The sequence below is a fragment of the Staphylococcus sp. LKG4-2 genome (assembly GCF_050955665.1).
Classification (GTDB): domain Bacteria; phylum Bacillota; class Bacilli; order Staphylococcales; family Staphylococcaceae; genus Staphylococcus; species Staphylococcus saprophyticus.
The window spans coordinates 424,786-451,720 of the sequence record NZ_CP194532.1 but is presented as its reverse complement, the minus strand read 5'-3'; the positions used below and the strand labels follow the sequence as shown (position 1 = coordinate 451,720).

The 26,935-nt window shown below is 34.5% G+C and carries 20 protein-coding genes and 2 pseudogenes; 6 read left to right on the top strand and 16 right to left on the bottom strand.

What is annotated here, in order from left to right:
* Positions 1 to 67: 67 nt before the first annotated feature.
* The gene (locus ACM6UH_RS02065; protein WP_047504738.1) at positions 68 to 1,465 is read right to left on the bottom strand and encodes an MFS transporter; all 1,398 of its coding nucleotides are present in this window, start codon (positions 1,463 to 1,465) and stop codon (positions 68 to 70) included.
* A gap of 333 nt (positions 1,466 to 1,798) precedes the next feature.
* On the opposite strand from ACM6UH_RS02065, the gene ACM6UH_RS02060 reads away from it, so the two are divergent.
* Entirely contained in the window at positions 1,799 to 2,740 is a 942-nt protein-coding gene (locus ACM6UH_RS02060) for a nucleoside hydrolase (RefSeq protein ID WP_047504741.1), read from the top strand.
* 97 nt (positions 2,741 to 2,837) lie between these two features.
* Here ACM6UH_RS02060 and ACM6UH_RS02055 read toward each other — a convergent pair whose 3' ends face one another.
* The 4 genes and pseudogenes from ACM6UH_RS02055 to ACM6UH_RS02040 form a co-directional block, all read right to left on the bottom strand.
* Positions 2,838 to 3,980, bottom strand: coding sequence for a CapA family protein (locus tag ACM6UH_RS02055; protein ID WP_047504744.1), 1,143 nt, complete (start codon positions 3,978 to 3,980; stop codon positions 2,838 to 2,840).
* Between the two features lie 147 nt (positions 3,981 to 4,127).
* Positions 4,128 to 4,754 carry a nitroreductase family protein gene (locus tag ACM6UH_RS02050; protein ID WP_047504747.1) on the bottom strand — a complete coding sequence of 209 codons (627 nt, stop codon included), beginning with the start codon at positions 4,752 to 4,754 and terminating at the stop codon, positions 4,128 to 4,130.
* A gap of 262 nt (positions 4,755 to 5,016) precedes the next feature.
* Positions 5,017 to 6,322, bottom strand: a pseudogene (locus ACM6UH_RS02045) (MFS transporter).
* Positions 6,323 to 6,497: 175 nt separating this feature from the next.
* A complete protein-coding gene (locus ACM6UH_RS02040) occupies positions 6,498 to 6,941 on the bottom strand; it encodes a GNAT family N-acetyltransferase (RefSeq protein WP_047504749.1) in 444 nt (147 codons plus the stop codon).
* A 319-nt stretch (positions 6,942 to 7,260) separates the two neighbouring features.
* Between ACM6UH_RS02040 and ACM6UH_RS02035 the strand changes: the two genes are divergently transcribed.
* Positions 7,261 to 9,420, top strand: coding sequence for a bifunctional glycosyltransferase/CDP-glycerol:glycerophosphate glycerophosphotransferase (locus tag ACM6UH_RS02035; RefSeq protein WP_069804929.1), 2,160 nt, complete (start codon positions 7,261 to 7,263; stop codon positions 9,418 to 9,420).
* Between the two features lie 179 nt (positions 9,421 to 9,599).
* On the opposite strand, the gene ACM6UH_RS02030 is transcribed toward ACM6UH_RS02035, so the two are convergent.
* The 7 genes and pseudogenes from ACM6UH_RS02030 to betB all read right to left on the bottom strand — a co-directional run bounded on the left by ACM6UH_RS02030 (position 9,600) and on the right by betB (position 16,509).
* Positions 9,600 to 10,976 carry an MFS transporter gene (locus ACM6UH_RS02030; RefSeq protein ID WP_061050462.1) on the bottom strand — a complete coding sequence of 459 codons (1,377 nt, stop codon included), beginning with the start codon at positions 10,974 to 10,976 and terminating at the stop codon, positions 9,600 to 9,602.
* Between the two features lie 114 nt (positions 10,977 to 11,090).
* Positions 11,091 to 11,474 carry a DUF2255 family protein gene (locus tag ACM6UH_RS02025; RefSeq protein ID WP_011302194.1) on the bottom strand — a complete coding sequence of 128 codons (384 nt, stop codon included), beginning with the start codon at positions 11,472 to 11,474 and terminating at the stop codon, positions 11,091 to 11,093.
* 33 nt (positions 11,475 to 11,507) lie between these two features.
* The gene (locus tag ACM6UH_RS02020) at positions 11,508 to 12,215 is read right to left on the bottom strand and encodes an SDR family oxidoreductase (protein WP_061050461.1); all 708 of its coding nucleotides are present in this window, start codon (positions 12,213 to 12,215) and stop codon (positions 11,508 to 11,510) included.
* Positions 12,216 to 12,261: 46 nt separating this feature from the next.
* Positions 12,262 to 12,576: pseudogene (locus tag ACM6UH_RS02015) on the bottom strand (cupin domain-containing protein); the annotation flags it as partial.
* Entirely contained in the window at positions 12,570 to 12,851 is a 282-nt protein-coding gene (locus ACM6UH_RS02010; protein WP_225791784.1) for a LysR family transcriptional regulator, read from the bottom strand. The gene ACM6UH_RS02010 and the pseudogene ACM6UH_RS02015, both read right to left, overlap by 7 nt.
* 425 nt (positions 12,852 to 13,276) lie before the next feature.
* The gene (gene betA, locus ACM6UH_RS02005) at positions 13,277 to 14,959 is read right to left on the bottom strand and encodes a choline dehydrogenase (RefSeq protein ID WP_061050459.1); all 1,683 of its coding nucleotides are present in this window, start codon (positions 14,957 to 14,959) and stop codon (positions 13,277 to 13,279) included.
* Between the two features lie 56 nt (positions 14,960 to 15,015).
* Positions 15,016 to 16,509: a betaine-aldehyde dehydrogenase gene (gene betB, locus ACM6UH_RS02000; RefSeq protein WP_047504769.1), complete on the bottom strand. Its 1,494-nt coding sequence runs from the start codon at positions 16,507 to 16,509 to the stop codon at positions 15,016 to 15,018.
* 202 nt (positions 16,510 to 16,711) lie between these two features.
* Here betB and cudC point away from each other — a divergent pair, with 202 nt between their 5' ends.
* Complete coding sequence (cudC, locus tag ACM6UH_RS01995) at positions 16,712 to 17,272, top strand: choline uptake/conversion transcriptional regulator CudC (protein WP_002482146.1); 561 nt, start codon at positions 16,712 to 16,714, stop codon at positions 17,270 to 17,272.
* Between the two features lie 169 nt (positions 17,273 to 17,441).
* Here the strand turns inward: cudC and ACM6UH_RS01990 are convergent, their stop codons facing one another.
* Positions 17,442 to 19,064 (bottom strand): BCCT family transporter, encoded by a 1,623-nt coding sequence (locus ACM6UH_RS01990; protein ID WP_011302187.1) that lies wholly within the window; start codon positions 19,062 to 19,064, stop codon positions 17,442 to 17,444.
* A 484-nt stretch (positions 19,065 to 19,548) separates the two neighbouring features.
* Between ACM6UH_RS01990 and ACM6UH_RS01985 the strand changes: the two genes are divergently transcribed.
* The 3 genes from ACM6UH_RS01985 (at position 19,549) to ACM6UH_RS01975 (ending at position 22,474) form a co-directional block, all read left to right on the top strand.
* On the top strand, positions 19,549 to 20,271 hold the full coding sequence (locus tag ACM6UH_RS01985) for a class I SAM-dependent methyltransferase (protein WP_061050458.1): 723 nt from the start codon (positions 19,549 to 19,551) through the stop codon (positions 20,269 to 20,271).
* A 125-nt stretch (positions 20,272 to 20,396) separates the two neighbouring features.
* Positions 20,397 to 21,287: a fructose bisphosphate aldolase gene (locus tag ACM6UH_RS01980; RefSeq protein WP_011302185.1), complete on the top strand. Its 891-nt coding sequence runs from the start codon at positions 20,397 to 20,399 to the stop codon at positions 21,285 to 21,287.
* Positions 21,288 to 21,466: 179 nt separating this feature from the next.
* Positions 21,467 to 22,474 carry a PTS transporter subunit IIC gene (locus ACM6UH_RS01975; RefSeq protein WP_047504772.1) on the top strand — a complete coding sequence of 336 codons (1,008 nt, stop codon included), beginning with the start codon at positions 21,467 to 21,469 and terminating at the stop codon, positions 22,472 to 22,474.
* Positions 22,475 to 22,551: 77 nt separating this feature from the next.
* Here the strand turns inward: ACM6UH_RS01975 and ACM6UH_RS01970 are convergent, their stop codons facing one another.
* The 3 genes from ACM6UH_RS01970 to gabT form a co-directional block, all read right to left on the bottom strand.
* Positions 22,552 to 23,949 (bottom strand): APC family permease, encoded by a 1,398-nt coding sequence (locus tag ACM6UH_RS01970; protein WP_011302183.1) that lies wholly within the window; start codon positions 23,947 to 23,949, stop codon positions 22,552 to 22,554.
* Between the two features lie 182 nt (positions 23,950 to 24,131).
* Positions 24,132 to 25,511: an NAD-dependent succinate-semialdehyde dehydrogenase gene (locus ACM6UH_RS01965; protein ID WP_002482140.1), complete on the bottom strand. Its 1,380-nt coding sequence runs from the start codon at positions 25,509 to 25,511 to the stop codon at positions 24,132 to 24,134.
* Positions 25,512 to 25,600: 89 nt separating this feature from the next.
* Entirely contained in the window at positions 25,601 to 26,914 is a 1,314-nt protein-coding gene (gabT, locus tag ACM6UH_RS01960; RefSeq protein ID WP_061050457.1) for a 4-aminobutyrate--2-oxoglutarate transaminase, read from the bottom strand.
* Between the last annotated feature and the right edge of the window lie 21 nt (positions 26,915 to 26,935).

The window sequence follows — 26,935 nt, the reverse complement described above, 5'->3', positions numbered from 1 at the left end:
TGAGCTTAAATTTTTCAAAAATAAAAAGTAGTTGCCATTTTTGATAATGACAACTACTTAAATATATTTAATCTTTTCTAACTTCATCTTCCCACCATAAAGCATCTTTAGGATTTTTCACTACATGATCATAATCCTCTTGCGTTTCGACATTTGGATAAGAACCTCTGAGTGATTTGTTAGAGGTAGATTTAAACATTGTTATGAAGATAATGAGTCCAACGACATTAATAAACATCAAGTAATAAGATGGTGCAATTTGTTGTCCTGTCGTTTCTACTAAAGTTGAAAGTATAAATGGCGTTAAACCACCAAATACCGCAGCACCAATATTATAAACAAGTGATAATGTACGTAACCTAACCTTTGTATGGAACATACTTGGTAATAAGGATGGCATAACACCTTCAAATGTTGACATAAATAATGCAATGATAAACAATCCAAGTATTACAAATGGAATCATTGGAATACTCATTAACCAAAATGCAAGCACCGAGAATAAACTAAATCCTGCTAAACCAAATATAATGGTGCGTTTGTTACCAACTTTATCACTATACCAACCAAAGAAAAATACTGCTGGTATCATAACTAACATGGTTATGGTGCTCAATATGGATCCCATAGTTCCACCTAAGTTGATTGTTGAATTCAAGAATGATGGCATATAGGAAAGTACCATATAGTTGGCAACATTTAAGAAAGCTACGCCTGCAAAACAAACGACGACGTCTTTCCAATAATATTTGAAAATATCTAAATATGAATATTCTAATTCTTCTTGTTCTTCTAATGTAGATTCATAAGCTGGGCTTTCATCTAAACTTGAACGTAAGATAATACCAATAATACCTAATGGTGCAGCAAGGATGAATGGAATTCTCCAGCCCCAATCAGCCATTTGTTGATCACTTAATAATGAATACATCAGCCCCGCTAAAATAGCAGCCATAATATTTCCAGCAAGTGTACCAATTTCTAATCCACTGCCTAATTTACCGCGTGTCTTATCAGGAGCTGTTTCTGCAATATAAGTCATTGCACCTGCGTATTCCCCACCTGTTGAAAATGACTGAATCATACGAACAACAAGTAATAATATAGGTGCCCAAATACCAATTTGATCTTGTGTAGGTAACAGCCCGAGCATCAATGTCGATGCTGCCATAAGTAATATCGTTGTCGATAATACAATTTTCCGTCCATATTTGTCCCCTAAGTGACTGAAAAATATACCACCGATTGGTCTCACTATAAAAGCAAAGGCAAATACTGCAAATGTTGAAACAATTTGCATCTCTTGAGGTAAATTCCCAAAGAAATTTGCACTTAATATCACAGCTAATTGTGCATATAAACCAAAATCAAACCATTCTATTGCATTACCAATCCCTGTGGCTACAACACCTTTTTTGGCTTGATCAGAATCTACTCTGTTAACTTTCTCTTTTTTAAATTTCACAAATAAAAACACCCCTTAAATTGTTTCTATTTATATAACATAACCTATGTATTAACTTATAAACACTTATAAGTTATAATTTATTATTTTTTAATTTTCAAAATCAATAAATTTTAAAATGATTTCGCGAATTTATTAAATGCCATTTTAATTATAGACATTCATCTAATGCCGTATCGTAAACACACACTTCAATCTTTTAGTATTTATATAAGTATTTAAGGCAATAAGTTCCAACATGATATCTCAAAGACGCCGCTTTTTTCTCAACACGATATGACTCTGATTCACTTTTGATATAATAGATTTACAAAATGAAACGGAGGATATTTTATGAAACAAATATATTTTAACCATGACGGTGGCGTCGATGATTTAATTTCTCTATTTCTGTTACTACAAATGGAGGATGTATCACTCATTGGTGTGAGTGCAATTGGTGCTGATAGCTATGTTGAACCTGCAGCAAGTGCATCTCAAAAAATCATTAATCGCTTTAGCAAGCAACCGATTCATGTCGCCGCTTCGAAACAACGCGGAAAAAATCCATTCCCTAAAGATTGGCGTATGCATGCATTTTTTATGGACGCTTTACCTATTTTAAACGAAGCTAATCAAAGCCATTCAAATTTACTTGAACACGATGCTTATGAAGATATTATTGAAAAATTACAAAAGAGTCATGCTCCAGTGACTTTATTATTTACTGGCCCATTAACGGATTTAGCTAAAGCCGTAACAGTTGAGCCTACAATTATTAATAAAATTGAACGTTTAGTATGGATGGGTGGTACATTTTTAGAAAAAGGAAATGTCGAAGAACCTGAACACGATGGCACTGCAGAATGGAATGCTTTTTGGGATCCAGAATCTGTTAAAACCGTCTTTGATACAAATATAAAAATAGACATAGTCGCATTAGAAAGTACAAATCGTGTACCACTGACATGGGATATTAGACAAGCTTGGGCAAACGAACGACATTATCCAGGTGTTGATTTCTTAGGAGTCAGTTATGCTGCTGTACCTCCATTAACACATTTCCAAACGAATTCTACTTATTTCTTATGGGATGTACTAACAACTGCATATGTAGGTAAACCTGAATTGGTACAGCAACATTCGGTCAATGCTAGTGTTTATACAGAAGGGCCTAGTCAGGGGCAAACGTATATAGATGATGTACACGGCAGAACAATTTCAGTCGTCGATCATGTCGAACACGATGCCTTCTTTAAATACATTACAAATTTAGCAAAAAAAGTTGAACAATAACGTGTTAAAAAGCGCCCTTTTCGTTGTTACACTTCAATACTGTGTAGTAACGAGAGGGCGCTTTTGCACTTTTATATATATATATTTACGCAACATACTAGTAACTCTTTTCATCCAGATATTGTTTATCAATCACATCTTTCGTAATACCTACAAGTCTCTGACGTGATACTTCCATGCCTTTTTTATCATTTAAAGCATGATATTGTGCCTGCTCATCTTTATAATGATCTAATTTATACATTTTAAAATTTTGAGGAGTTGCTTTTAAATAAGGTTCCCCATTTTCATAATGTGTCACCAATGATTTCCATTTAACATTATTGATTTGTACGCCTTTAGGATTTTTTTCTAAATTAAAACGTATGTTACCACCTAATATATTCTTTTCAGTTCCTGTAGCTTGTCCATTTAGAAAATTTCCCAGGGAATAAGCAACGAGTGTTTTATGATTATCTTTCCCTTTCACCCATTTAACTGGCTGTATCACATGTGGATGTGTGCCTAATACGACATCTGCACCCGCATCAGCAAACACTTTGGCATACTGTTGTTGCGTCTCATTGGGTTTAGTCTTACCTTCATTACCCCAATGTGCGGAGACGATAACTGCATCACTTTTTTCTTTTGCGCTTGCGATATCTTTTTTGATTTGTGCCTTATCAAAATAATTGATTTGATATGGTTTTTCTCTAGGAATATCATTTGTTCCATATGTATAACTCAGCATTGCCATTTTTATTCCATTTTTCTCAATTACAGGAATCGTATCATGTTGCTTTGGCGAATCAAACGTTCCGAAATAAAACACGGACTTAAATTGCTTCCAAACGCTGATTTCATTTTCTAAACCTGCAGTTCCTTGATCTAAAGCATGATTATTAGCTCCATTAACCACATTAAATCCAGTATGTACTATGTTTTGTGCGATTGCCTCTGGCGTATTAAATTGTTTAAATCCTGACAAACCGCGTTCATCACCACCAAGTGGCGACTCTTGATTGATGTATGATACATCTGTTGATTGAACTTCATCTTTTAAATTGTCATACATTGACTCAAAATTGAACTGTCCATTATCTTGCAAAGCATCCTGATAAACGACTGGATGGATTAAATTATCGCCTACTGCATAAAAAGATAACGTTTGCGTTAATTTATCTTTTTCATTTAAACAACCTACACATAAAACTAAAAAACACGAAAACAAAAAACACAAAATAATCCCATATTTCCACATATTTCATAACCCCTATCAATACTCATTAAATTTTATTATAAATTTGATAAGTCAATATATCAATAGAGTTGTAAAATCGAATACTATTTTTTATAAAGAAATAAAAAAAGACATTTTTCAATATTAAAAAATGTCTTTCACTATATATTAAACGTATTTAGTCACAGTTTCTGTTGGTAATCTATAAGAACCATGGGCTGGATTTTTAGCTTTACCAATCGCAACAATTAGTACGGGTACATAGCGTTCTGAATCTATACCAAATGCATCTGCGATTTGATCACTTTCAAATCCGCCAATTGGATTTGTATCATATCCATGCGCTTTCGCAACAAGCATAAATTGCATTGCGGCTAAACTACTATCAATCTTCACAATGTCATTCATTTGTTCTTTTGGTGCATTATCATATAATGGTATGACTTTTTCTAACATTTCTTGTTTTACTTCTTCCGGCATTAAATCATGTTTAACTGCATTACCATAAATTTCTTCGGCATTTGTTTGACTCTTCATATCACCAAAAATAACGACCATAGCCGCTGATGAATCATTTTGACGTGTGTTAAAACGAATGAGCGGACGTAATGTGTCTTTACCTTCATCACTTTCGACTACTAAGAATCTCCACGGTTGCATATTAACTGATGATGGTGCTGTCGTTGCTTTTTTAATCATTTCATCCATTTCTGCTTTCGGTATTTTCACTTGTTCATCAAATACTTTTACAGACTTTCTATTCATTAAAATTTCTTCAAAATTATTATTTATCATTTGTTATTTCTCCTTAATCATTTTTAACAAAATCAAATTATACTCAATTTAGCTATAATTACAAATCATTTGTTTATAATTAGGAACAAAAAATGTTTTACCTCAAACGCCCCACACTATTTACTTTGAGTAAAAACAAAAAAAGCGAGTATAAATGAACCTCATATTAAAATGATGGTCATTTATACTCGTAGCTTTATTTTATAAGTAATACTTCTTTAAAGCATTTGGAATATATCCATGTAACTTACATAAATTTGATTTATGAAGTTGGTTTCATTTTTTTAATACCTGGTTTAACAAAGCACATCGCAATAATACCGATGACTGCCGCTACTACTGCAGATATAAACATTGATGAATATCCATATAATGTTACAAGTATACCTGTTAACGTTGGCGCTATAATCGTTGCAGAGTTAACAAAGAAATGCGTAATACCGCCATACGTCCCAGTTTTCTTCGGTGCTGTATCAATAATGACAGACCAATAAACAGCATTTGGCAAGAATATACAGGCATTACCTAGCATCATTAGGAACATTATCCAGCCAATTTGATTGGTTGTTGGGATAATTAAAAAACAAATCGCTGCCAAAGTCATTCCAAATATCGCTAAACCTGATCGTGCAATTCTTAGACTGCCTGTTTTCACACGTAACCAATCTGATAATCTTCCACCGAAACATGCTGTAAAACAAGCACCTATCCAGGGAAGCATACCAAGATACCACAATGAGTGAATCTCAAAATGATACTCGTCTTGTAAATATTTTGGTGTCCAAGTTAAAATCAAAAAGTTTATGTATTGAAAACCAAAATAACCAACCATATTAAAGATAAGTGTCGGACTTTTGAAAAAGTGATACCATTTTTCATGTGCATTGTGCTCAGTTTCAACTGGATTTTCACCATGAACCGTTTCTTCTGTGGATCGAATACTTTCAATTTCTTCCTGAGAAACATGTTTATTATCTTCAGGATAATCGGTAAATACTTTATACCAAATAATAATCCATACGAGACCTAATAAACCTAAAATTACAAAAAGCACGCGCCAAGTTGAAATAACTAAGAAACCAGAAACAATCGGTGCTGTGATTAACGCACCCAGTGGTACACCAATTAAACCTAAAGCTGATAATAAACCGTGTTCTCTCGGTGCTGCCAAGTTTGCATTGGTCTTACTGATTGTAGAAAATATTGGACCTTCAGATACACCAAATAGTACTCTTAATAAGCCAAACCCAGCTAATGCAGAACCGCCAAATAAAGCCATGCCTATCTCACCAGCAAATGCCATACCTATTTCAAATAATGACCAAAGTGTACCAGCAATTAACCAAACAAATTTTGGCCCCCTTTTTATCTGCTGTAACCCCTCCAAACAATGAACCAAGCATATAACTATAGCCAAAATAACCTAATATTGATCCCCAAGCGATATTATCGAAACCAAATTCGTTAATAATATCTTCTTGAGCATAGGAAATAGCGCCACGATCGACATAGTTGATCATTGTCATAATAATAATCATCGTAATGATAAAATAACGATAGTTTTTCATTTTTAATTTCCCGACTTGTTTACAACATTGGTAAATATAGAAAAACCTAACGCTAAATGAAAACGCTATCAACAATATTTTTGATTATTAAATTTACCTTTATTACTAATAATGTCTAAAACCCTTGCTATTAAAAGAAAAATAAAGTTTTTAAAAATAGCAAATATTCAAAAAATTATTCTACTACTTTCATAGACATTGTAATATTTCTCTCTTGAAAACCAACTTTTTCATATAATAATTTAGCTTTATTCTGTACATTTACATTTAACCTAACTTCACCAATATGCTGTCTTTTAAAAAAGTCATTAACAAAATACATTAACTTTTTAGCAACACCCTGTCTTCTATAACCTTCAAAGACATATAACTCATAGATAAAACCGTAATCTTGTTGTTCAAGGTAATCTGTTTTTTTATCAATAAGCACAAATCCTTTGCATATGTTTTCTTCAATCAACACATAATATTTTGCACCTTGCAATAGCAATTGACTTGACATATCCCGCAATGACGCATCTGATAAATCAAAATTCACCATCATCGCTTCTTTGAATAACTTTGGTATAACTTTGTTAATGAGTTTCAATTCATTATCTTTAGCACATCTTATTGTCATGATATTCATCCCCTGTCTTTAATATTTTTATATACATTTCCAAAACTACTAACTATGCTTTAATATAATAAAAGTAAATAATGTATTTTACCTATAAGTTGAAGTCTTTTGCTTTTCTTTATACTACATAACCGTGCTACAATATATGCTTTAGAAATAATATATACTTATAAATAATAATATATTATTATTCGTACGTTTTATGCACATAATAATCAAAAAAATTTGATTTCAAAGTTGAAAAGATAAAACAAAGTTTGTTAATATTTTACCTTATATAGAAGATAGTGAGAAAATTTAAGTAAAAAGAGGGAACACAATGAAGTCTATATCAGTCATAGTGACTTATTACAATTCAGAAGATTATATCGAAAGATGTTTAATAAGCCTTAAAAAACAAAGATTCCAAGATTTTGAACTCATCTTAGTAAATGATGGTTCAACAGATCAATCGAAACCATTTGCAACACAAATACTTAAAGATTGGGATATTCCAATTAAAGCAATTGATTTACCAGAAAATACAGGACATGCGCATGCTAGAAACACGGGCTTGAAAGAAGTTGAATCTCCTTACTTTATCTTTATTGATTCTGATGATTATTTGGCATCCTATGCATTATCATTTTATATGAAGAAACTAAATCAATTCGATGCGTTAATTGCGCCTATCCATGGGTTCACTTTGGATATACCTCAATACGTTGACCAAAATTTAGTGCGTACTCAATATTTAAATACTAAAACACATTCTAATCAATTTTTAAGAAAGCAAACCGCATGTAATATTGTTTTCAAAACTGCAATTGCACGTGGCCATAACTTACAATTTAATGAAGATTTGAACGTCTTTGTAGATTGGTCCTTTATTTTAGAATTTATTAAATATGCCAATGGATTCGTGCGTGTCAGTCGCTTTCCTTTCTATATTAAAGGGGAAATCTATGACCCGTTTGTGAAACCAGCACTGTCTAAACAAGATTTTGGCATTACGTTCAACGATTATGTATATAGTTTCTCTGATTCTGTTCAACGTGCGCCTTTAAAAGAAAATAAAGTTTTCATAAAAAATAAAATGAAAAATATTTACAAACATTCATTCGAACCCTCATCAAGAAAAACCCCTGAGCGTTATAAATATAACAGTGAATTGCTTCCAAAAGTGACAAGAGAATTAATTCCGACGCTTTTCAAAAATGAGAAACCACTCTTTATATTAGAGTCATTGATGCTCATGGTGAATAAACGTAAATCCGCTTTTAAAATAAATAAACTTAGAAAAAAAGCACGTTTAGTAAAAAGTATCTTGTTACGTAGAAAAAATAAAAATCGTGCATTATACCAATTAACAGATAGTGAAGATAAAGTGAGTCCAAATACGATTGTATTTGAAGCATTTGCTGGTAAAAATTACAGTGATAGCCCGAAATATATTTACGAATATATGCTGAAACGCCATCCGAATTATGAATTTATATGGGTCTTTAAAAACCCTTCTAAAGTACAAATTCCTGGCTCAGCTAAAAAAGTTAAAAAAGGCTCTAAAGCTTACTATGAAGCATATTCAAAAGCTAAATACTGGGTGTCTAACGCGAGATTACCGCTTTATCTGAATAAAAAACCAAACCAAGTTTATATACAAAATTGGCACGGCACACCATTAAAACGATTAGCAAATGATATGAAAGTCATTCGTATGCCAGGAACTACAACGGATAACTATAAACGTAATTTTAGAGAAGAAACAAGCCGTTGGGATTATTTAGTGTCACCAAATAGATATTCTTCTAAAATTTTCGAGACTGCATTTTGGATGAAACCTGAACAACTACTTGAAATTGGTTATCCTAGAAATGATGTATTAGTTAACCATGCAAATGACAAATCATATATCCAAGAAATTAAAGAAAATTTAAACTTACCTGCAGATAAAAAAGTCATCATGTATGCGCCAACTTGGAGAGATGATGAATTTGTGAAAAAAGGTAAATATTTATTTAATCTACAAATTGATTTAGATAATTTACAAGCACAACTTGGCGATGACTATGTTGTACTATTGAGAATGCATTATCTCATTTCTAATGCCTTAGATTTACGTGGTTATGAAGATTTTGCCATTGATGTTTCAAACTACAGTGATATCTCTGAATTATATTTAATTTCAGATTGCCTTATCACAGACTATTCATCCGTCATGTTTGATTACGGTGTATTGAAACGTCCTCAATTCTTCTTTGCTTATGATTTAGATAAATACGGTCAAGATTTACGCGGATTCTATTTAGACTATCACAATGATTTACCTGGACCTATTCACCAAGATCCATACCAATTAACAGAAGATCTAAAAAATCTAGATCAAGTTTCAATAGATTACAATGACAAAATCAATCAGTTTTATGATGACTTTTGTTCATTAGAAAATGGACAAGCGTCTAAAGCAATTTCCGATTTAATTACTAAAAATAACAACTAGCCTATTAAATTAGAAATAATTAGGAAAAAAAATACTCATTCTGAAAATAAAGCGTCTGGGTCATAAATCCTTAATCTCAAAAAAGAGGACTAATCCTTAGTATGGATTGGTCCTCTTTATATTTAAATTCTAACACTTTCGATTGTGCATGCTTTCCTAGGAAATAACGACTTCAAATATTATATTTCGTACTTATTTTCTTTTTTCTTAAATACTAATAAAACATACAATAACATGATGATTTGAATCACTGTCCCAATCACCATTGAAATGAGCGTTAAACTACTGTTGTTATTTTCAAAGTTTAAAATATGCAGTAATGTCGTTGCAATAATGAGTTCAAAGACGATACCCGCTGATGATCCAATTTGATGAGCTAGATTGACTAATCCAGAAGCGATACCTGATTGCTCATTCGTCACTTGATATACGCCTAAATTTGTTAATGGCGTAAAAATAAACCCCTGCCCAACCCCAATTAAAATTAATGGCAGTATAAACATTGTTATGCCAACTTGATGATTCAAACAAAAAATGAGTAAAATCATGCCTACAATTGAAATTAGAATGCCTTTGATTAACACCGAAATATTGGTTTGACTTTTCAATAATTTATGAATATTTAACGCTACTATAAAATTAACTCCTGTTGTGCAAATAAGTAGTAATACCGTATTCAAAGGCGATAAGTTGAAACTATCTTGAAAATAAATACTCATATAATACCAATAACTAAAACTTGTACTTAAAAATAAAAAACGCAATAGATAACCTGAGCTTCGAATTTTATTTTTAAATAAACTTAGCTCGATAATGGGATACTTCACTTTATGTTCATAAGCAATAAAGGTTATTAATAGTATTAAGCCTATGAGGATTAATACAAAATTTATTAGGCTAAAAGCCATATTCAGACGTTCCATGCCTAGCACAATCAGTAATATCGATACAACAGATAATAAGGCACCGAAAAGGTCTATACGTGGTGGATAACTGGATGTAGTTGTTTGGGGTAATAACTTTATCGCTAATAAAATAAATATGATACACATTGGTATGTTAATCAGAAAACATAGTCTCCAAGATACTAAAGACGTCAATATACCACCCACAATTAAGCCGCCACTTGCACCAATACCAGCAATTGTACTATAAAAAGAGACTGCTTTTCTTTTTTCTGGACCATCATCATATATTAAGTTAATAAATGCCAAAATAGAAGGTGAAACTAATGCTGCTGCAATACCTTGCCCAACTCTTGAAATAATCAGCATCATTGTATTGGTGGCCAAACCAGTTGTTATAGAAAACAAGAGAAACAAACATAATCCACATAAAAATACGTGTTTAAGGCCTAAGACATCTCCAAGTTTAGCTCCCAGTAACAGTAATCCTCCAAATAGTAATACATATGCACTCTGCACCCATGTCAACGTCCCACTCGACATATGTAATGATTGTTGCATTTCATTTAAAGCAGTCATCGTGATGGAAGTGTCCATCATAATCATAAAATATGCTCCTAAAACAATAACTAATACGAGCTTCTTATTCATTTATTCCCTCCTTTCCTTTTGTAAATAGTCTACATAGCTAACTTATGATTAAATATCTAAAAATGGCTGCTGTTTCAACTTGAAGAAACAACAGCCATGCCATCTCATGATTCATTATTTGGGTTCAATCTTGACGGTCGCACTTACTGGACCTGGTTCAAGCATAGGTGGCAAATATGCACTATTACCATATTTTTCTTTATAGGCACCATTGATGCTTTCATCTAATTGCTTATCGCCATGCACCGGTATGAACTGAACATCAAATGTTTGCTGTGCTAATTGAATTTGTCCTGCTTGTTGAGCTTTAGCTGACTGGTACCATCTAGAATTTTGACCATTATACGCTCTGACAAACAATTTCCCATCAACTACAACAGACCATATCCATGTTGGTGTTGCCAAAGTTTGCCCATCATCATAAAACGGCGATACATGCATATCATCTGCTTCTTTAAATTGTTTTAATAAATCACTATGCCAATGTTGTTCGGACATATTAACCTCACCTTTCACTGCGTTTTTATATGATTAAGGTAATTGTCGTGTTGGACGAATAACAACTTCATTTATAGATGTAGATGCATCTGTATCAATCGCATTAACAAGTGCTTTAGCAACTTCATTTGGGTTTAATGCATCTTTATAAACATCCTCCATACCCTGTTTTAGCCCTTGATCCGTTATATGATTTAAGAGTTCTGTTTCAATTGCCCCTGGTGATACAATCGTCGTTCTAATATGACTTCCCACTGTGACTTCTTCTTGTCGTAGCGCCTCAGTTAAAGCACGAACAGCAAATTTAGTAGCACAATATACCGCACCATCAGGATTAACTTGGTGTCCTGCAATAGATGCTATATTAATAATGTGTCCAGACTTTTGTGCTCTCATCTTAGGTACAACTGCACCAATGCCATAAAGTACACCCTTCAAATTGACATCTATCGTTTGATTCCATTCATCAATATTATTGTCGCCTAAGAAAGACTGTGGAATTAACCCCGCATTATTTATTAACACATCCACTCTGCCAAATATTTCTATAGCATTTTGAACTAACGCCTCAACATCTTGTGGATTTGTTACATCGGTCGATTTTGCAATGACCTCCGTTTTCAAATCAGACTTTAGTGCGTTTAATTTATCTATTCTTCTTGCGCCTAATACGAGCTTAGCACCTTTTTCACTTAATAATTTTGCTGTGGATTCACCGATACCGCTGGAAGCACCAGTAATAACTACTACTTTATCTTTTTACATTTTCTGCCATTTTAATCACTCCTTACTTTTCAATACTTTCATAATGTTCATCTGACACTGACTCTAGAAATTCTGACGCACCAGATGTGATTGCGATATGTTCAAACCAACTATCTTTTGTTGCGCCATGCCAATGTTTCACACCTTTATGCGTTACGATAACTGACCCTGGCGCTAATTTTTGGGAAGGTTTGCCTTCTTCTTGATACCAACCTTCTCCGCCAGTAACTAATAATATTTGATAGCCTTCTGTATGAACATGCCAGTTATTACGACAACCTGGTTCGAATGTAACGTTACCTACGACTACATCGATATTATCTTCGTTGACTAAGGATGTTCTCTCACCATCTCTTCTAATATCATGGCAAGCGTGTCAGAATTATCCGCTTCTACACATCCTATCGTAATATGTCCACTCAACGCTTGTTGTTTTTTATTTTCAAATTCTTGTTGCGTCTGATTCGTTAATGACAATATCTCTTCTGCTCTATTTTTTAAAAATATGCCTTCTTCTGTAAGCATAATACCTTTATTTTCTCGATAAAAGAGCTCTACCCCTAGTTCTAATTCTAAGTCATGCATTTGTCTACTTAATGTAGGTTGCGTAATGTTTAGTACCGTTGCCGCTTTTGAAATCGCATGTTCTTCAGCAACTGTCCAAAATATCTAAGTGTTCTCAATTCCATTGGGTATCCCTACTTTGTTTATGGTTTATTTTACTCATTATAACAAAATTAAATGATACTTCCTTGTAATATTTGTGGTGTATAAAAGTCATTCATTCAACCACCATAGATTTAACCAAGCCTCCCCGATAAATAATATCTCTCATATTACGTAACAGCGCGTTATGCGTGCGTCTGTCGAAAATGAACTCGTAAAAGCTTTAAGTATCAAAAAAGGCAATGTTAGTCGGACGTGCACAAAAAAACTGCCAACAAAGTCTAAGCCTTTGTCGGCAGTCAGAGATAATAACAAATACATGCCTTACCTCTATATCTATTTCATTTATTTTAAAATATCATAATCAAACATTACTTTATAGTACCCGCATCTTTATCATGTACACCATGACGATAGAAATCAATATATTCTGGATCTAATGGTTTTTTACCACGTATGATGTCCGCTGCTTTCTCAGCCATCATTAATACAGGTGAATGAATGTTACCATTTGTTGTACGTGGCATAACAGATGCGTCTACAACACGTAGATTTTCCATACCATGTACTTTGAACGTTTCTGGATCTACGACTGACATTTCATCTGAAGCTGGCCCCATTCTACAGCTACAAGATGGATGCAATGCTGTTTCACCATCGCGTTTTACCCATTCAATAATTTCTTCATCTGTTTGCACTTCAGGTCCAGGAGAGATTTCTCCTCCATTATAAGGGTCTAATGCTTTTTGGCCTAAGATATTTCTAGCTACTTTAATTGCTTCCACCCATTCACGTTTATCTTCTTCTGTAGATAAGTAGTTAAACACAAAATCTGGCTTAACAAATGGATCTTTTGATTTGATTTTTAAATGTCCACGAGAATTTGAGTACATTGGTCCTACATGCACTTGATAACCATGTGCAGCTGGCGCTTTCGTACCATCGTATCTTACCGCAATTGGTAAGAAGTGGAACATTAAGTTTGGATAATCTACATCTTCATTTGAACGTACAAAGCCACCACCTTCGAAATGGTTTGATGCTGCAGCACCTTTACGTCCGAAAATCCATTGTAATCCTATGAATGGCATTTTTAATTTATTTAAACTTGGTTGCATTGAAACAGGTTCTTTACATGCATGTTGCACATAAACTTCTAAATGGTCTTCAAAATTTTCACCAACACCTGGTAAGTGAATACGTGGTTCAATACCTAATGAACGTAAATGTTCTGAATCACCGATACCTGATAATTGTAGTAATTGCGGGGAGTTAATTGCACCACCTGATAGGATAACCTCTTTCGCATTTACTGTATGTTCTCTACCATTTTTCTTAAATGTAACACCCGTTGCTTTGTTACCTTCAAAATTTAATTTCGTCACAAATGCACGTGTTTGCACTTCTAAATTCTTACGTTTCATCGCTGGATGTAAATATGCTCTAGATGCAGAAACACGACGACCATTATGTACTTGACTATCAAATGGTCCAAATCCTTCTTGACGGAATCCATTTACATCTGGTGTTTTATTATAACCTGCTTCAACACCTGCATCGAAGAAAGCCTGGAATAACGGATTATCAGCTGGACCTCTTCTTAGTTTAATTGGTCCGTGATGTCCACGGAATTGATCATCTTTTGTTGCACCGAATGTTTTTTCTAAACGTTTAAAATAAGGTAAACAATGTGCGTAATCCCATGAATCCATGCCTTCAGGCTTCGCCCATTTTTCATAGTCCATTGGGTTACCTCTTTGATAAATCATACCGTTAATCGAACTTGAACCACCTAGAACTTTACCACGTGCATGACCGACTTTACGTCCATCCATATGTGGCTCAGGTGTCGTTTCATAAATCCAATCGTATAATTTATTTCCAGCTGGATACATTAATGCTGCAGGCATCTGTATTAATAAGTCCCATGGATAATCACTACGTCCAGCTTCCAATACAAGTACGTTATTCGATACATCTTCACTTATACGGCTACCAAGTACTGACCCAGCACTTCCACCACCTATAATGATATAATCGTATGATTGCTTCATTGTGATACTGCCTCCTCTAATTTATATACGTTCATTCTCTTATTTGAAAATCTATATTATGCTTTACCAAACCAATTAACTGGTTCTGGGTTTGTATTACGTAATATATGTTTCTCTACTTGATATTCAGCTAGACCTTCTTTACCAAGCTCTCTACCAATACCAGATTGTTTATAGCCGCCCCAAGGTGCTTGGGCAAAGTATGGATGGAAATCATTAATCCAAACTGTTCCCATCTTCAATTTATTAACGACGCGTTCAGCTTTGCCTATATCTTGTGTAAAGACACCGCCAGCCAAACCGTAAATGGAATCGTTCGCAAGTTCTATGGCTTCTGCTTCAGTTGAAAAACCTTCAATTGTTACAACTGGTCCAAATACTTCCTCTTGAACAATTCTCATAGAAGTATCACAGTTTGTAATTACAGTTGGTTCAAAGAAGAACCCATCTTGTAGGTCTTCACGTTCAGGACGTTTACCACCAATAGCAATCGTTGCATTTTCAGCTTTTGCAATTTCCATATAATTTTCAATTTTTTCTCTATGTTCAGCTGAAATCACAGGTCCCATTTCCGTTTCTGAGTCAAAACCATTACCTAATTTAATATTTTTAACTCTTTCAATAAGGGCTGCTTCGAATTTTTCTTTAATATCGTTATGCACGATAATTCTTGCGCCAGCAGAGCATACTTGACCTGCATGGAAGAATCCGCCATTTAATGCTTGATCTACTGCTAAGTCAAAATCGGCATCGTCAAAAATGACATTTGGGTTTTTACCGCCAAGTTCTAACGCTACATCTGTAACATGATCTGCTGCTTGTTTCATAATGTGTTTACCAGTTTTTATGCCACCAGTAAATGACACTAAATCCACTTCTTTATGTGCAGATAACGGTTCACCAACTTCAGATCCTTTTCCTAATACTAAATTAATCACACCTTTAGGGAAGCCAACTTCTTCCATTAATTCAAATACACGAATTGTTGTTAACGGCGTGATTTCACTTGGTTTCATAACAAGCGAACAACCTGTTGCCAATGCAGGTGCAAGTTTCCATGAAGCTTGCAGTAAAGGATAATTCCATGGCGTAATTTGAGTTACAACTCCAATCGGTTCTTTTATTACTTTGCTTTCTGTATTTGGGATTGGAGAATCTATCAATTCTCCACCATCTTTATCTGCCAAACCTGCAAAATAGTTAAATACGTTCGCAATATCATCCATATCTGCGTAAGATTCTTCTAATGTTTTACCTGTATCTAATGTTTCAAGTCTCGCTAATTCTTCACGATGTGTCACAATTAAATCGGCAATAGCACGTACTTTTTTGCCTCTATTTTCACTTGTTTCTAATGACCATTCACCTTTTTCAAAAGCACGACGTGCAGCTAATATCGCACGTTCACTATCCTCAGCAGTACCTTCTGCTACTTCAAATATGACTTCTTGGTTAAATGGATTAATAATTTTTCTTGTTGCTTGATTCGAGCTATCTACCCACTCACCATCAATGTATTGACGACGAGACAATTGATTTACAAGTTCCATTAAAATTACCTCCGTTAAGTTTGTTAAATTTTTATTTAACGAATTTTATAGATTTTATGTTACCATAGTAAACGAAAGCGTGTCAAACCAGTTCAAATTTCAATTGGCTCATAACTTCAGAAACAAAGCGCTACTTAAATTCTGTTCGTTAACCTGCTATAATTTGAATTCACAATAAAATATTTGGTCGGAGGTGTACTACATGGCACATTCAAACAACCCTGAACATCAATTAGACGAAGCAAAAGATATTGTTATCAATGCGATTGGTGAAACAATGGATTTATATGGTATCAACAGAAGTGTTGGTAATTTATTTGGTACTATGCTCTTCGAAGATAGCATGACACTCGATGAGATGCGTGAACAATTACAAATGAGTAAACCAAGCATGAGTGCTGGGGTCAAAAGACTCCAAGAATTTGATATCGTTAAGCAACAATTTACACGCGGTAGTAGAAAACAACATTTTATTGCAGAAAAAGATTTCTTTAACTTCTTTAGCAATTTCTTTACACGCAAATGGCGTCGGGAAATCGTAATTAATGCCGAAGCTGTCCATGATGCCGTTGCGATACTAAACAAAATTATTAATGACGAAAGTACAGATGCCGCTATTAAAACTGAGGCAAACGAAACGAAACAGCAACTCATCGACACGTTACCTTATTACGAATGGTTAGATCATTTAAGTGATGCATTGGAAAGTGGAGAAATATTTAAATACTTCCCAATACCTGAAAATAATTACAAAGAAGATTAAATATGTGTAAGATAGTTAGCCCAAAATCAACAGAATTTCAAAAAGCGTCCGTGTGAAGTTAAATTTCAAACGGTCGCTTTTTTATTTAACAAATAAGCATGACAATTCAACCTTAAGTTAAAGCATAAAAAAGCTGAGACATCGTACTTGTCTCAGCTTTTATTTAAAATTACAAATTATCGTCTTCTTTTTGTTCTCTAACTTGTGTGATACGCAATGAACGTCGCTCGACCTCTCTATACTTGTCTGCCCGACTTTCTAGTTTAAGTCGGTCCTCATTAAGTGTCCGCATAAATGCGACCATCATCATAACAAAGACTACAAGTACTGGCACACTCGCCAATAAGGCTGCTGTTTTCAGTACTTCTAACGCTTTCTCGCCACCGACTAACATAAGCGCAAATGGTAATAAACATAACGCAAACGCCCAATAAAGACGGTTTGCTTTTAATGGTTCACCAATTACTTTTTTCTGAGATGCTGCTGCTAAGATATATGATCCAGAATCAAATGTTGTCGCTAAGAACAGCACTGCCGAAAGCATAAATAATACAATGATAATATTATGGAACGGTAATTGATGCAATACCTCTATGATTGTAGCTTCCGTACCATGTGTATTCAGATTTTGGATCACATCAAATTGTCCACTAATTTGTAAAAACACAGCATAGTTACCAAAAATACCGAAGAACAACATACATCCTAATGTACCATAGATAATTGTACCTAAAACTACTTCTTTTAACGTACGACCTTTGGAAATACGTGCGATAAACAATCCAATAAATGGTGCATAAACAATCCACCATGACCAATAGAATATTGTCCACTGTTGTGGGAAGTTCGTTTCTTTACGGCCACCAATACCGCCAAATGGTTCTAGCCAAGTAGCCATTTCGAAAAAGTTCTTAATCATATTACCCATACTTGTAATTGTCGTTTCCATAATAAATACCGTTGGTCCAACAATTAACACAAATCCAAGTAATACAAATGACAAAATAACGTTCCAATCACTTAATACTTTTATACCTTTTTTCAATCCAGAATATGAACTATAAGCAAAGATAGCAGTTACTAAAAACAGTATCGCACCACGCATTAACATGTTATCACCATCGATACCAGTCAAGCGCTCTATCCCCGCTGTAATCATTGGTACACCAAGTGCTAATGATGTAGCTGCACCACCTAATAATCCAAAAATGAATATAATATCGACAATCTTACCTACAAGACCATCTGTTTGCCCTTTTAATATTGGACGTAACGTTTGGCTTACTTTATAAATAGGTTTCTTCTTCACGAATAATAAGTAACCAATACACAGCGCTGGTAGTACAAAGGTCGCCCATGCAATCGGTCCCCAATGGAACATACCATACATCGTTGCATAATTAAGCGCACTATCTGTCATACCTTTACCACCATGTGGCGGATCTTGATAATAGAATGCCCACTCGATAATACCCCAATATAGAATATCAGACGCAATACCGGCACAAAACAGCATGGCAGCCCAACTAAAATTATTAAACTCGGGCTTATCTGTCGCTTTACCTAAAGTTACATTACCGTACTTACCAAAGGCTATGTATAAAACAAATATTAAAATAGCGAGTCCGATAAACAAATAAACTGAACCTAATGCACTAGAAACGGCATCGTTCATTTTAGTAATCACTTCTTGACTTGCTTTAGGAAAGACCATCATAGGAATTACTGCAATCAGTAAAATAACCGATGATCCTATAAAGGTCGTCCAATCCATAACTTTATTTTTCTTCATTATTGAACACCCCTGTATTTATTTTTATAACTATGGAAAAGTCGCTAAAAATAGATAAACATTAGCAAAAATATATATTAATTCACAAACATGAGCCTAACGAACTTTAAATAATAATGCAAATTGCATTCAATATTCTGAAATTAATTATATGAATATTTATATAAAACAGAGAATTAATTTCGGAGTATAAATCGCTATAATCACAGTGTTAAGTTTAAACTTAATGAAATTAATGAATCTTACAAACTTTATAATATGTATCTTTATTCATTATTTACGTATAAATATTTGTTTTTATTTTTTTGTATTTTCAGAGAAAAAGACTGTTTTTTTATAAAATATCGCATAAAGGTTGTTCGATACATAATTAAATGTATGTCGTTTTTTGTGTGTTTTTAAATAGTCATCACAAACTTTTATACTTAAATATTCTATAATAGTGTAAACAGCAAAATAATTGTAATAAGCGGAGTGAATTTAAATGGAAAAATCAAAGATCATTAATTATTGGGATAAACGTGCTGAATCCTTTAGTAAAAATAAGCTAGCAGAATTAGAAAGTACGCATGCTCAAAAATGGATAGAAGAAATTAATAACATAAACCCGATACAACCTGGTATGAAAATCTTAGATATTGGTACTGGCGCGGGTTTTTTAGCTATTTTATGTGGAAACCTAGGTAGCGATGTCACAGGGATAGATCTTTCTCCTGAAATGATCAAATCAGCAAAACAGAATGCCGAAAGTCATCATCAAGATATTCACTTTCAAGTAATGGATGCTGAATCACTACAATTCAATGATGAAACTTTTGATATGGTTATTTCTCGCAATGTAACGTGGCTACTTCCTAATACAAAGGCAGCATATCAAGAATGGTTACGTGTATTAAAACCTAACGGTAAACTGATTAATATTGATGCCAATTATGGTAACGATTCATTCACTGACTATAAATCCCTGAATACTGAACATGCACACCACACACTCGGCAAAGATATGCTGGCTGAAAGCGAGGCAATCAAACAAAATATACCCATTAATCACCAACCCAGACCTCAAACAGATATGGATATCTTAAAATCATTAGGATTTGATCATATCCATTTAGACACTGAAATTTATTTACGTATGTACTCAGAACAAGATGAATTTTATAACCCAACGCCCATATTTTTAATTTCAGTTACTAAATCATATTAGCTACAGAAAAAGTTTTTATTAAAGACACAATTTCCATTATATTTTATCGTAAAAGAGCCTACAGCTTGCGTTATTTTTTAATTTTTATCATACTATAAGAGAATATAGTAAAAGGAGTGGTAAGAATGAATCAAGAACAATTTGACAAAGTAAAAAATGGAAAAGGCTTCATTGCTGCATTAGACCAAAGTGGTGGTAGTACACCTAAAGCGTTACGTGACTACGGCGTTACAGAAGATCAATATGACAGTGAAGACGAAATGTTCAAACTCGTTCATGACATGCGTACACGTATCGTGTCGTCACCATCATTTAGTTCAGATAAAATTGTAGGTGCGATTCTGTTCGAACAAACAATGGACCGCGAAGTAGAAGGCAAACATACAGCGGACTATCTAGCTGATAAAGGTGTTGTACCTTTCTTAAAAATAGATAAAGGTTTAGATGAACAAAAAGATGGCGTTCAATTAATGAAACCTATGCCTGAGCTAGATGACTTACTAAATCGTGCAAATAAACATAAAATTTTCGGTACTAAAATGCGTTCTAATATCTTAGAACTAAATAAAGACGGTATTGATTTAGTTGTTAAACAACAGTTTGATGTAGCTAAACAAATTATTGCAGCTGGTTTAGTTCCAATTATTGAACCTGAAGTTAATATTAATGCTGAAAACAAAGAAGAGATTGAAGCATACTTAACTGATTCAATTTTAGAAGAACTAAACAAACTCAACGATGATCAACTTGTAATGCTTAAAGTAACTATCCCTACAAAAGCAAATCAATATCAATCATTAATCAACCATCCAAACGTTGTACGTGTCGTTGCGTTATCTGGTGGCTATAGCAGAGAACATGCAAATGAAGTACTTAAACAAAATAAAGATTTAATCGCTAGCTTCTCTCGTGCATTAATCAATGATTTAAATGTGAACCAATCTGATGAAGAATTCGACAAAATTTTAGGCGAAACAGTTGAATCTATCTATGATGCTTCTGTAAACAAAAATTAATCTATCCTAATACATTTAAATACAATTACAACACTGTCAGTGCGTTTCGATACGCACTGGCAGTTTTTATTTTATGATTGTGAAAAAAATCCCAATATAGTCTAGCCAACTTCACTAACTATCTATATACTAATATTAATTTATGAAATAATTTAATTAAAAAATAAGGAGATTACTTAATGAAAAATCATTTGCATAGGTGGGTTATTGAAGCATTAAGTTTTATGGCTTTGGGTTTGTTTGGCTCTTTAATTATTGGACTTATCTTAGAAACTATTGGCAATCAAACACTCATTCCACAAATAGATTTATCGTTTTTATCAGAAATTGGTAAGGTCGCAATGTCAGTTACCGGTGCTGCTATTGGGGTAGCAATTGCTTATGGATTAGGCGCTAAACCTCTAGTTATTTTTTCGTGTGTTATCGTTGGCACACTAGGTTATACGACGTTTGGAGGCGGTGCAGTTGGTGCCTATATTGCTACACTCATCGTCGTAGAATTAAGTAGATTTTATGCAAGCAAGACTAAAATCGATATCATTGTTACGCCCTTACTCACGATTGTTATCGGGGGCGCTATCGCAAAACTTTTTGGACCTGCGTTAAATGAGTTTATGACTGGGTTAGGTAAAGTTATCATTGTCGCAACTGAACAACAACCGTTGATAATGGGAATTTTAGTATCTGTCATCTTTGGTTTAGCACTTACTGCGCCAATTTCAAGTGCAGCACTTGCACTCATGCTTGATTTAAGTGGTTTAGCTGCTGGTGCAGCAACGATAGGCTGTGCGGCGCAAATGGTAGGCTTTGCTGTAAATGGCTATAAGGATAATGGTTGGAGTGGTATTTTATCTATTGGTATTGGTACAAGTATGCTACAAGTCCCAAATATCATTAAACATCCCATGATCTTAGTACCTCCAACAATAGCAAGTGCAGTTGTTGCTCCAGTTATGACAACTCTATTTCCTATGACAAATAATGCCGCTGGTGCAGGTATGGGTACAAGTGGTTTAATTGGCCAAATTATGACGATTAATACCATGGGTGGTTCACTTCAAACCTGGCTATTAATTATAATCTTCCATATTATATTGCCTGCAGTCATTAGCTTTGCTTTATATAAGTATTTCTTAAAAAAACAGTGGATTATGCCAGGCGATCAACTTATCCATGTCGCTAACTAGTTCAATAACATAACTATTTTCATTAAAAACAGCCGTGCCAGTTAAATTAAACTGACACGGCTGTTTTATATAAAGTGTTACTGATAATCTGATTGCTTGTCTCCTTGTATTGATACATAGGCATCTTCTGTTGTCTTTCTTTTTTGAGTTAAATAAAGTACACCTGCAATCAAATACCAAACTAATACAATTAACCACTCTGATGGCCAAGCTAACGATGACGGCATACCCGGTAAATAAATCACGATAAACAAAATGCTCAAAATAACCGCAATGATACCAACAATTTGTCCGTTTTTAATACGGTAAGGACGTTCTAAATTAGGATGCGTTTTGCGTAACTTAAGAAACGAAATTGCAACGAGTAAATAACCTAGAACAACACCAATACCGCCTGCATTAACAATCCACGAAAGTGCTGGTCTTCCTAACAGCGGTGCTACAAAAGCGAGTACACCTAGAAATAAAATACCATGCGTAGGCGTTTTAAATTTCGGGTGGATATAGGCAAACCATTGTGGAATCATTTTATTTTTAGCCATTGCATACAATATTCTACTTCCACCAATAATAAATGCATTCCAACTGGTTATAATTCCGGCGACACCACCGAGTACAAGTAATACACCAAATCCACTATGACCGAACAGATTAACCATTGCATCCGCCGTTGCTAAACTACTCGTGTTCAGTGCTGAAGGTGAAAGTCCTGTGGCTACCCCAAATACAATCAATAAATAAAATATAACAGAAGCAATGATTGATAATATCAAAATGCCACCAATCTTTTTAGAAGGTGCTTTCACCTCTTCAGCAATTTGTGGAATGACATCAAATCCTACAAATAAAAATGGAATCATCATCAATACGGACATGGTTCCGCCAACACCATTCTCGAATGGTTTTAAATTACTAAAGTTGCCATTGAATCCAGCACCAAATACAAGCAACAAGCCCACTGCTACAATAAAGATAGTGAACACAGTCTGCATGATGGCTGCTGGTTTTACGCCGAAATAATTCAGTGATGTTAATACAATACTACCAATTGAACCAATTAATACCCATGTTAAATAGACATCCCAACCAGCGATATTCCACATAAAACCATGATGTTTAAAAGGAATGACGTAATCGATGACTGTGGGCAAAGCAACCGCTTCAAATGTAATTACGGATACATATCCAAAAAGTACGGACCAACCAGAAATGAATGCAATACCAGGAGAAAAAGCCTTTTTAACAAATACAAATCCTCCGCCAGTTTCCGGAATAGCTGATGCAAGCTCTGCGTATGTAAGGCCTATAACAATAACTAATAATCCACCAATTAAAAAAGCGACAATACTTCCGATAAATCCAGCTGCTGATACCCATTCTCCTGACAAGACTACCCATCCCCATCCAAGCATGGCACCAATAGCTAGAAATAAAACATCAACTATATTCATTGATTTATTAAATTGTGATTTCATTGAACATACCCCATAACATTTTCAATAACGTCAATTAAAGTTGAGAAGCGCGCAGCGTAGCGTTGTATTTATTTCACTTTAATAAACGGCGCCCTATCATATGTGATTAACCAATCGCTTTCTCAATCTTTAATTGACTGATTTTATATTTTATTTAAGATTTGGTTTATCCTAATGCATTTTTATTCTTGTATAGAAAGATACTTCGTCTCTAAATAAGGTTCTATGCCTTCTACGCCACCTTCTCTACCATAACCACTTTCTTTCAAACCACCAAATGGTGCATGTGCAGCAGATGGTCCACCATCGTTCCAACCAATCACACCATATTCCAGTTCATTAAAGAGTTTTAATCCAGTACGATAATCATTCGTGAAGAAATATGAAGCTAAGCCAAATTCTGTGTCATTTGCTATGTTAATCACTTCATCTAAATCACTATATGTCATCACTGGCGCAACTGGTCCAAACGTTTCTTCATGCATTGCTTTCATATCTAAATTTGCATTCGTAATGACTACCGGTTTTAAGAAATTACCGCCCAATGCTTGAATATCTTCAATGCTACGTGATAGTTGCCCACCTTTTTCTTGCGCATCTTTGATGTGTGTTAACACTTTTTCTACAGCTTGATTGTCAATGAGTGGTCCAATTTTAACCTCTTCTTTCAAGCCATCACCTACAGATAATGCATGCACTTTTTCTATTAATTTTTCGTTATATGCCTCGGCGATATCTTCGTGAACATAGATTCTGTTTGCACATATACAAGTTTGTCCTGCATTTCTAAACTTCGAAGCAATCGTACCGTCTACTGCCGCTTCAATGTCTGCATCATTATGAACGATAAGCGGTGCTAAGCCACCTAGCTCCATCGTCACATTTTTAACTTGTTGCGCAGATGATTCAATTAATGATTTACCAACAGCAGTCGATCCAGTGAATGTCACTTTACTAATCAAACTATGATTTGTGAAAATGTCCCCTGCGTCTTTACCTGAAGCAATAATGTAGGAGATAGCATCTTTTGGAAAACCCGCTTGATGTGCAAGTTCCACAAGTTTAATCGTTGTCAGTGGCGTTTTAACTGCTGGTTTACAAATGATTGTACATCCTGCCGCCAATGCTGGTGCCATCTTACGCGTAATCATTGCTGCTGGGAAGTTCCACGGTGTAATCGCGCCTACGACACCTACTGGAAATTTATCTATAACAATTTTTTTCGAAGGTGAATTAGCTGGTATCGTACGACCATATACACGTTTTGCTTCTTCGGCATACCATTTGACGTATGAGTTCGCATAAGCTACTTCACCTTTTGCCTCTGCCAGTGGCTTACCTCCTTCTAATGTAATCAGACGTGCAAGTTCGTCTTGATGATCATCAATTAATTGAGCCCATTGCGCTAATTTCGCTGAACGTTCGTGCGCATCGACCTTCTTCCAGTTTTGAAATGCTTGATGTGCTTGTTTAATTTGATGATTAATTTGTTCATGCGTAGCATAATCTAAACGCTCTAAAACTTCATTAGTAGCTGGATTAATTACTTCTAACTTTGTCATGGTAACGACCCCTTTTTAAATATAATTATAAAATCCCTTTCATTTATCCATACCCTTTCCGCTTATAAAATATAAATGCTACTTATTCATTAATTCGTTTGCTTTTCAATGGCCTTTTCAAATACTTCTGTTAATATATTTAGACCTTTGTTTAATTCTTGATCTGTAATAACTAATGGTGGTAAGAAACGAATCACATTGCCTTTAATACCAGCCGATAATAATAATAAGCCTTTTTCGTTTGCAGTTTTAATAATCTTAGCTGTTAACGCTTTGTCAGGTTCACCAGTTTCCGGATCAACGACTTCAAATGCAACCATAGCCCCTAAACGACGAATAGCTTTAACTTGCTCATAATCTTGACTCAATGCTGTTAAATATGCTTCTAGTTGATGACCGAGTTGTTCCGCTTTTCCATTTAAATCTTCATTTTCTATGATTTCAATCACTTTAAGTGCAGCTTCACATGCTAATGGATTTCCAGCATACGTACCGCCCAATTCTCCTGGTGATGCGCTATCAACGATTTCTTTTCTACCAACGACACCACTTAAAGGGAATCCAGCAGCCAATGATTTAGAAACCGTAATTAAATCTGGTTCAACATCAAAGTGTTCTATCGCAAATGTTTTACCTGTTCTAGCAAAGCCACTTTGAATTTCATCTGCTACAAAGACAATGCCATTATCTTCACAAATTTGTTTAACGGCTTTTACAAACTGGATATCAGGTATGATAAAACCGCCTTCTCCTTGAACAGGTTCCATGACGATACATGCTACTTCACTCGGATCCACCGTTTCGATAAAGAAATCATGTAACTTATTGATTATATGTTGTGTGTAAAGTTCATCTGATAAGTCTTCAGATTTTTCAGAAACATTAGGGTATGGTGCTTGATAAACTTCCGGAGCGAATGGTCCAAAACCTAATTTATATGGTTTCACCTTACTCGTCATAGACATGGTTAGATTCGTTCTACCATGGAATCCTCTTACAAATGAGACTACGGCTTGTCTCCCCGTATATTTTCTTGCAATTTTAACGGCATTTTCTACAGCTTCTGCACCTGAGTTAAGCAAAATTGATTTTTTGTCAAAATGACCAGGTGTAATTTCCGTTAATTTTTGCGCTAAATTTAAATAGCTTTCATACATAATGACATTAAAACCGGGATGTATAAATTTATCCAATTGTGCTTTCAAGTGTTTCGTAATTTCTGGGTGGGAATGTCCGACATTCAAAGTACCAATGGCACCAGCAAAATCAATGAACACATTACCTTCGACGTCTTTAACGGTTGCACTTTGTGCCTCGTCCGCTACATGTAAATTTCCGTTTCCTACACCACGAGCTACATATTTTTCACGTTGCGTTTTATAATATTCATATTTCTCTGACATAATGAAACCTCCTAGTTTTAA

Excerpts from the sequence above, each read along its gene's own strand:
- ACM6UH_RS02060 (WP_047504741.1), top strand. The coding sequence starts at position 1,799 with ATGAAACAAATATATTTTAACCATGACGGTGGCGTCGATGATTTAATT.
- ACM6UH_RS02055 (WP_047504744.1), bottom strand. The coding sequence starts at position 3,980 with ATGTGGAAATATGGGATTATTTTGTGTTTTTTGTTTTCGTGTTTTTTA.
- ACM6UH_RS02050 (WP_047504747.1), bottom strand. The coding sequence starts at position 4,754 with ATGATAAATAATAATTTTGAAGAAATTTTAATGAATAGAAAGTCTGTA.
- ACM6UH_RS02040 (WP_047504749.1), bottom strand. The coding sequence starts at position 6,941 with ATGACAATAAGATGTGCTAAAGATAATGAATTGAAACTCATTAACAAA.
- ACM6UH_RS02035 (WP_069804929.1), top strand. The coding sequence starts at position 7,261 with ATGAAGTCTATATCAGTCATAGTGACTTATTACAATTCAGAAGATTAT.
- ACM6UH_RS02030 (WP_061050462.1), bottom strand. The coding sequence starts at position 10,976 with ATGAATAAGAAGCTCGTATTAGTTATTGTTTTAGGAGCATATTTTATG.
- ACM6UH_RS02025 (WP_011302194.1), bottom strand. The coding sequence starts at position 11,474 with ATGTCCGAACAACATTGGCATAGTGATTTATTAAAACAATTTAAAGAA.
- betA (WP_061050459.1), bottom strand. The coding sequence starts at position 14,959 with ATGAAGCAATCATACGATTATATCATTATAGGTGGTGGAAGTGCTGGG.
- betB (WP_047504769.1), bottom strand. The coding sequence starts at position 16,509 with ATGGAACTTGTAAATCAATTGTCTCGTCGTCAATACATTGATGGTGAG.
- cudC (WP_002482146.1), top strand. The coding sequence starts at position 16,712 with ATGGCACATTCAAACAACCCTGAACATCAATTAGACGAAGCAAAAGAT.
- ACM6UH_RS01990 (WP_011302187.1), bottom strand. The coding sequence starts at position 19,064 with ATGAAGAAAAATAAAGTTATGGATTGGACGACCTTTATAGGATCATCG.
- ACM6UH_RS01985 (WP_061050458.1), top strand. The coding sequence starts at position 19,549 with ATGGAAAAATCAAAGATCATTAATTATTGGGATAAACGTGCTGAATCC.
- ACM6UH_RS01980 (WP_011302185.1), top strand. The coding sequence starts at position 20,397 with ATGAATCAAGAACAATTTGACAAAGTAAAAAATGGAAAAGGCTTCATT.
- ACM6UH_RS01975 (WP_047504772.1), top strand. The coding sequence starts at position 21,467 with ATGAAAAATCATTTGCATAGGTGGGTTATTGAAGCATTAAGTTTTATG.
- ACM6UH_RS01970 (WP_011302183.1), bottom strand. The coding sequence starts at position 23,949 with ATGAAATCACAATTTAATAAATCAATGAATATAGTTGATGTTTTATTT.
- ACM6UH_RS01965 (WP_002482140.1), bottom strand. The coding sequence starts at position 25,511 with ATGACAAAGTTAGAAGTAATTAATCCAGCTACTAATGAAGTTTTAGAG.
- gabT (WP_061050457.1), bottom strand. The coding sequence starts at position 26,914 with ATGTCAGAGAAATATGAATATTATAAAACGCAACGTGAAAAATATGTA.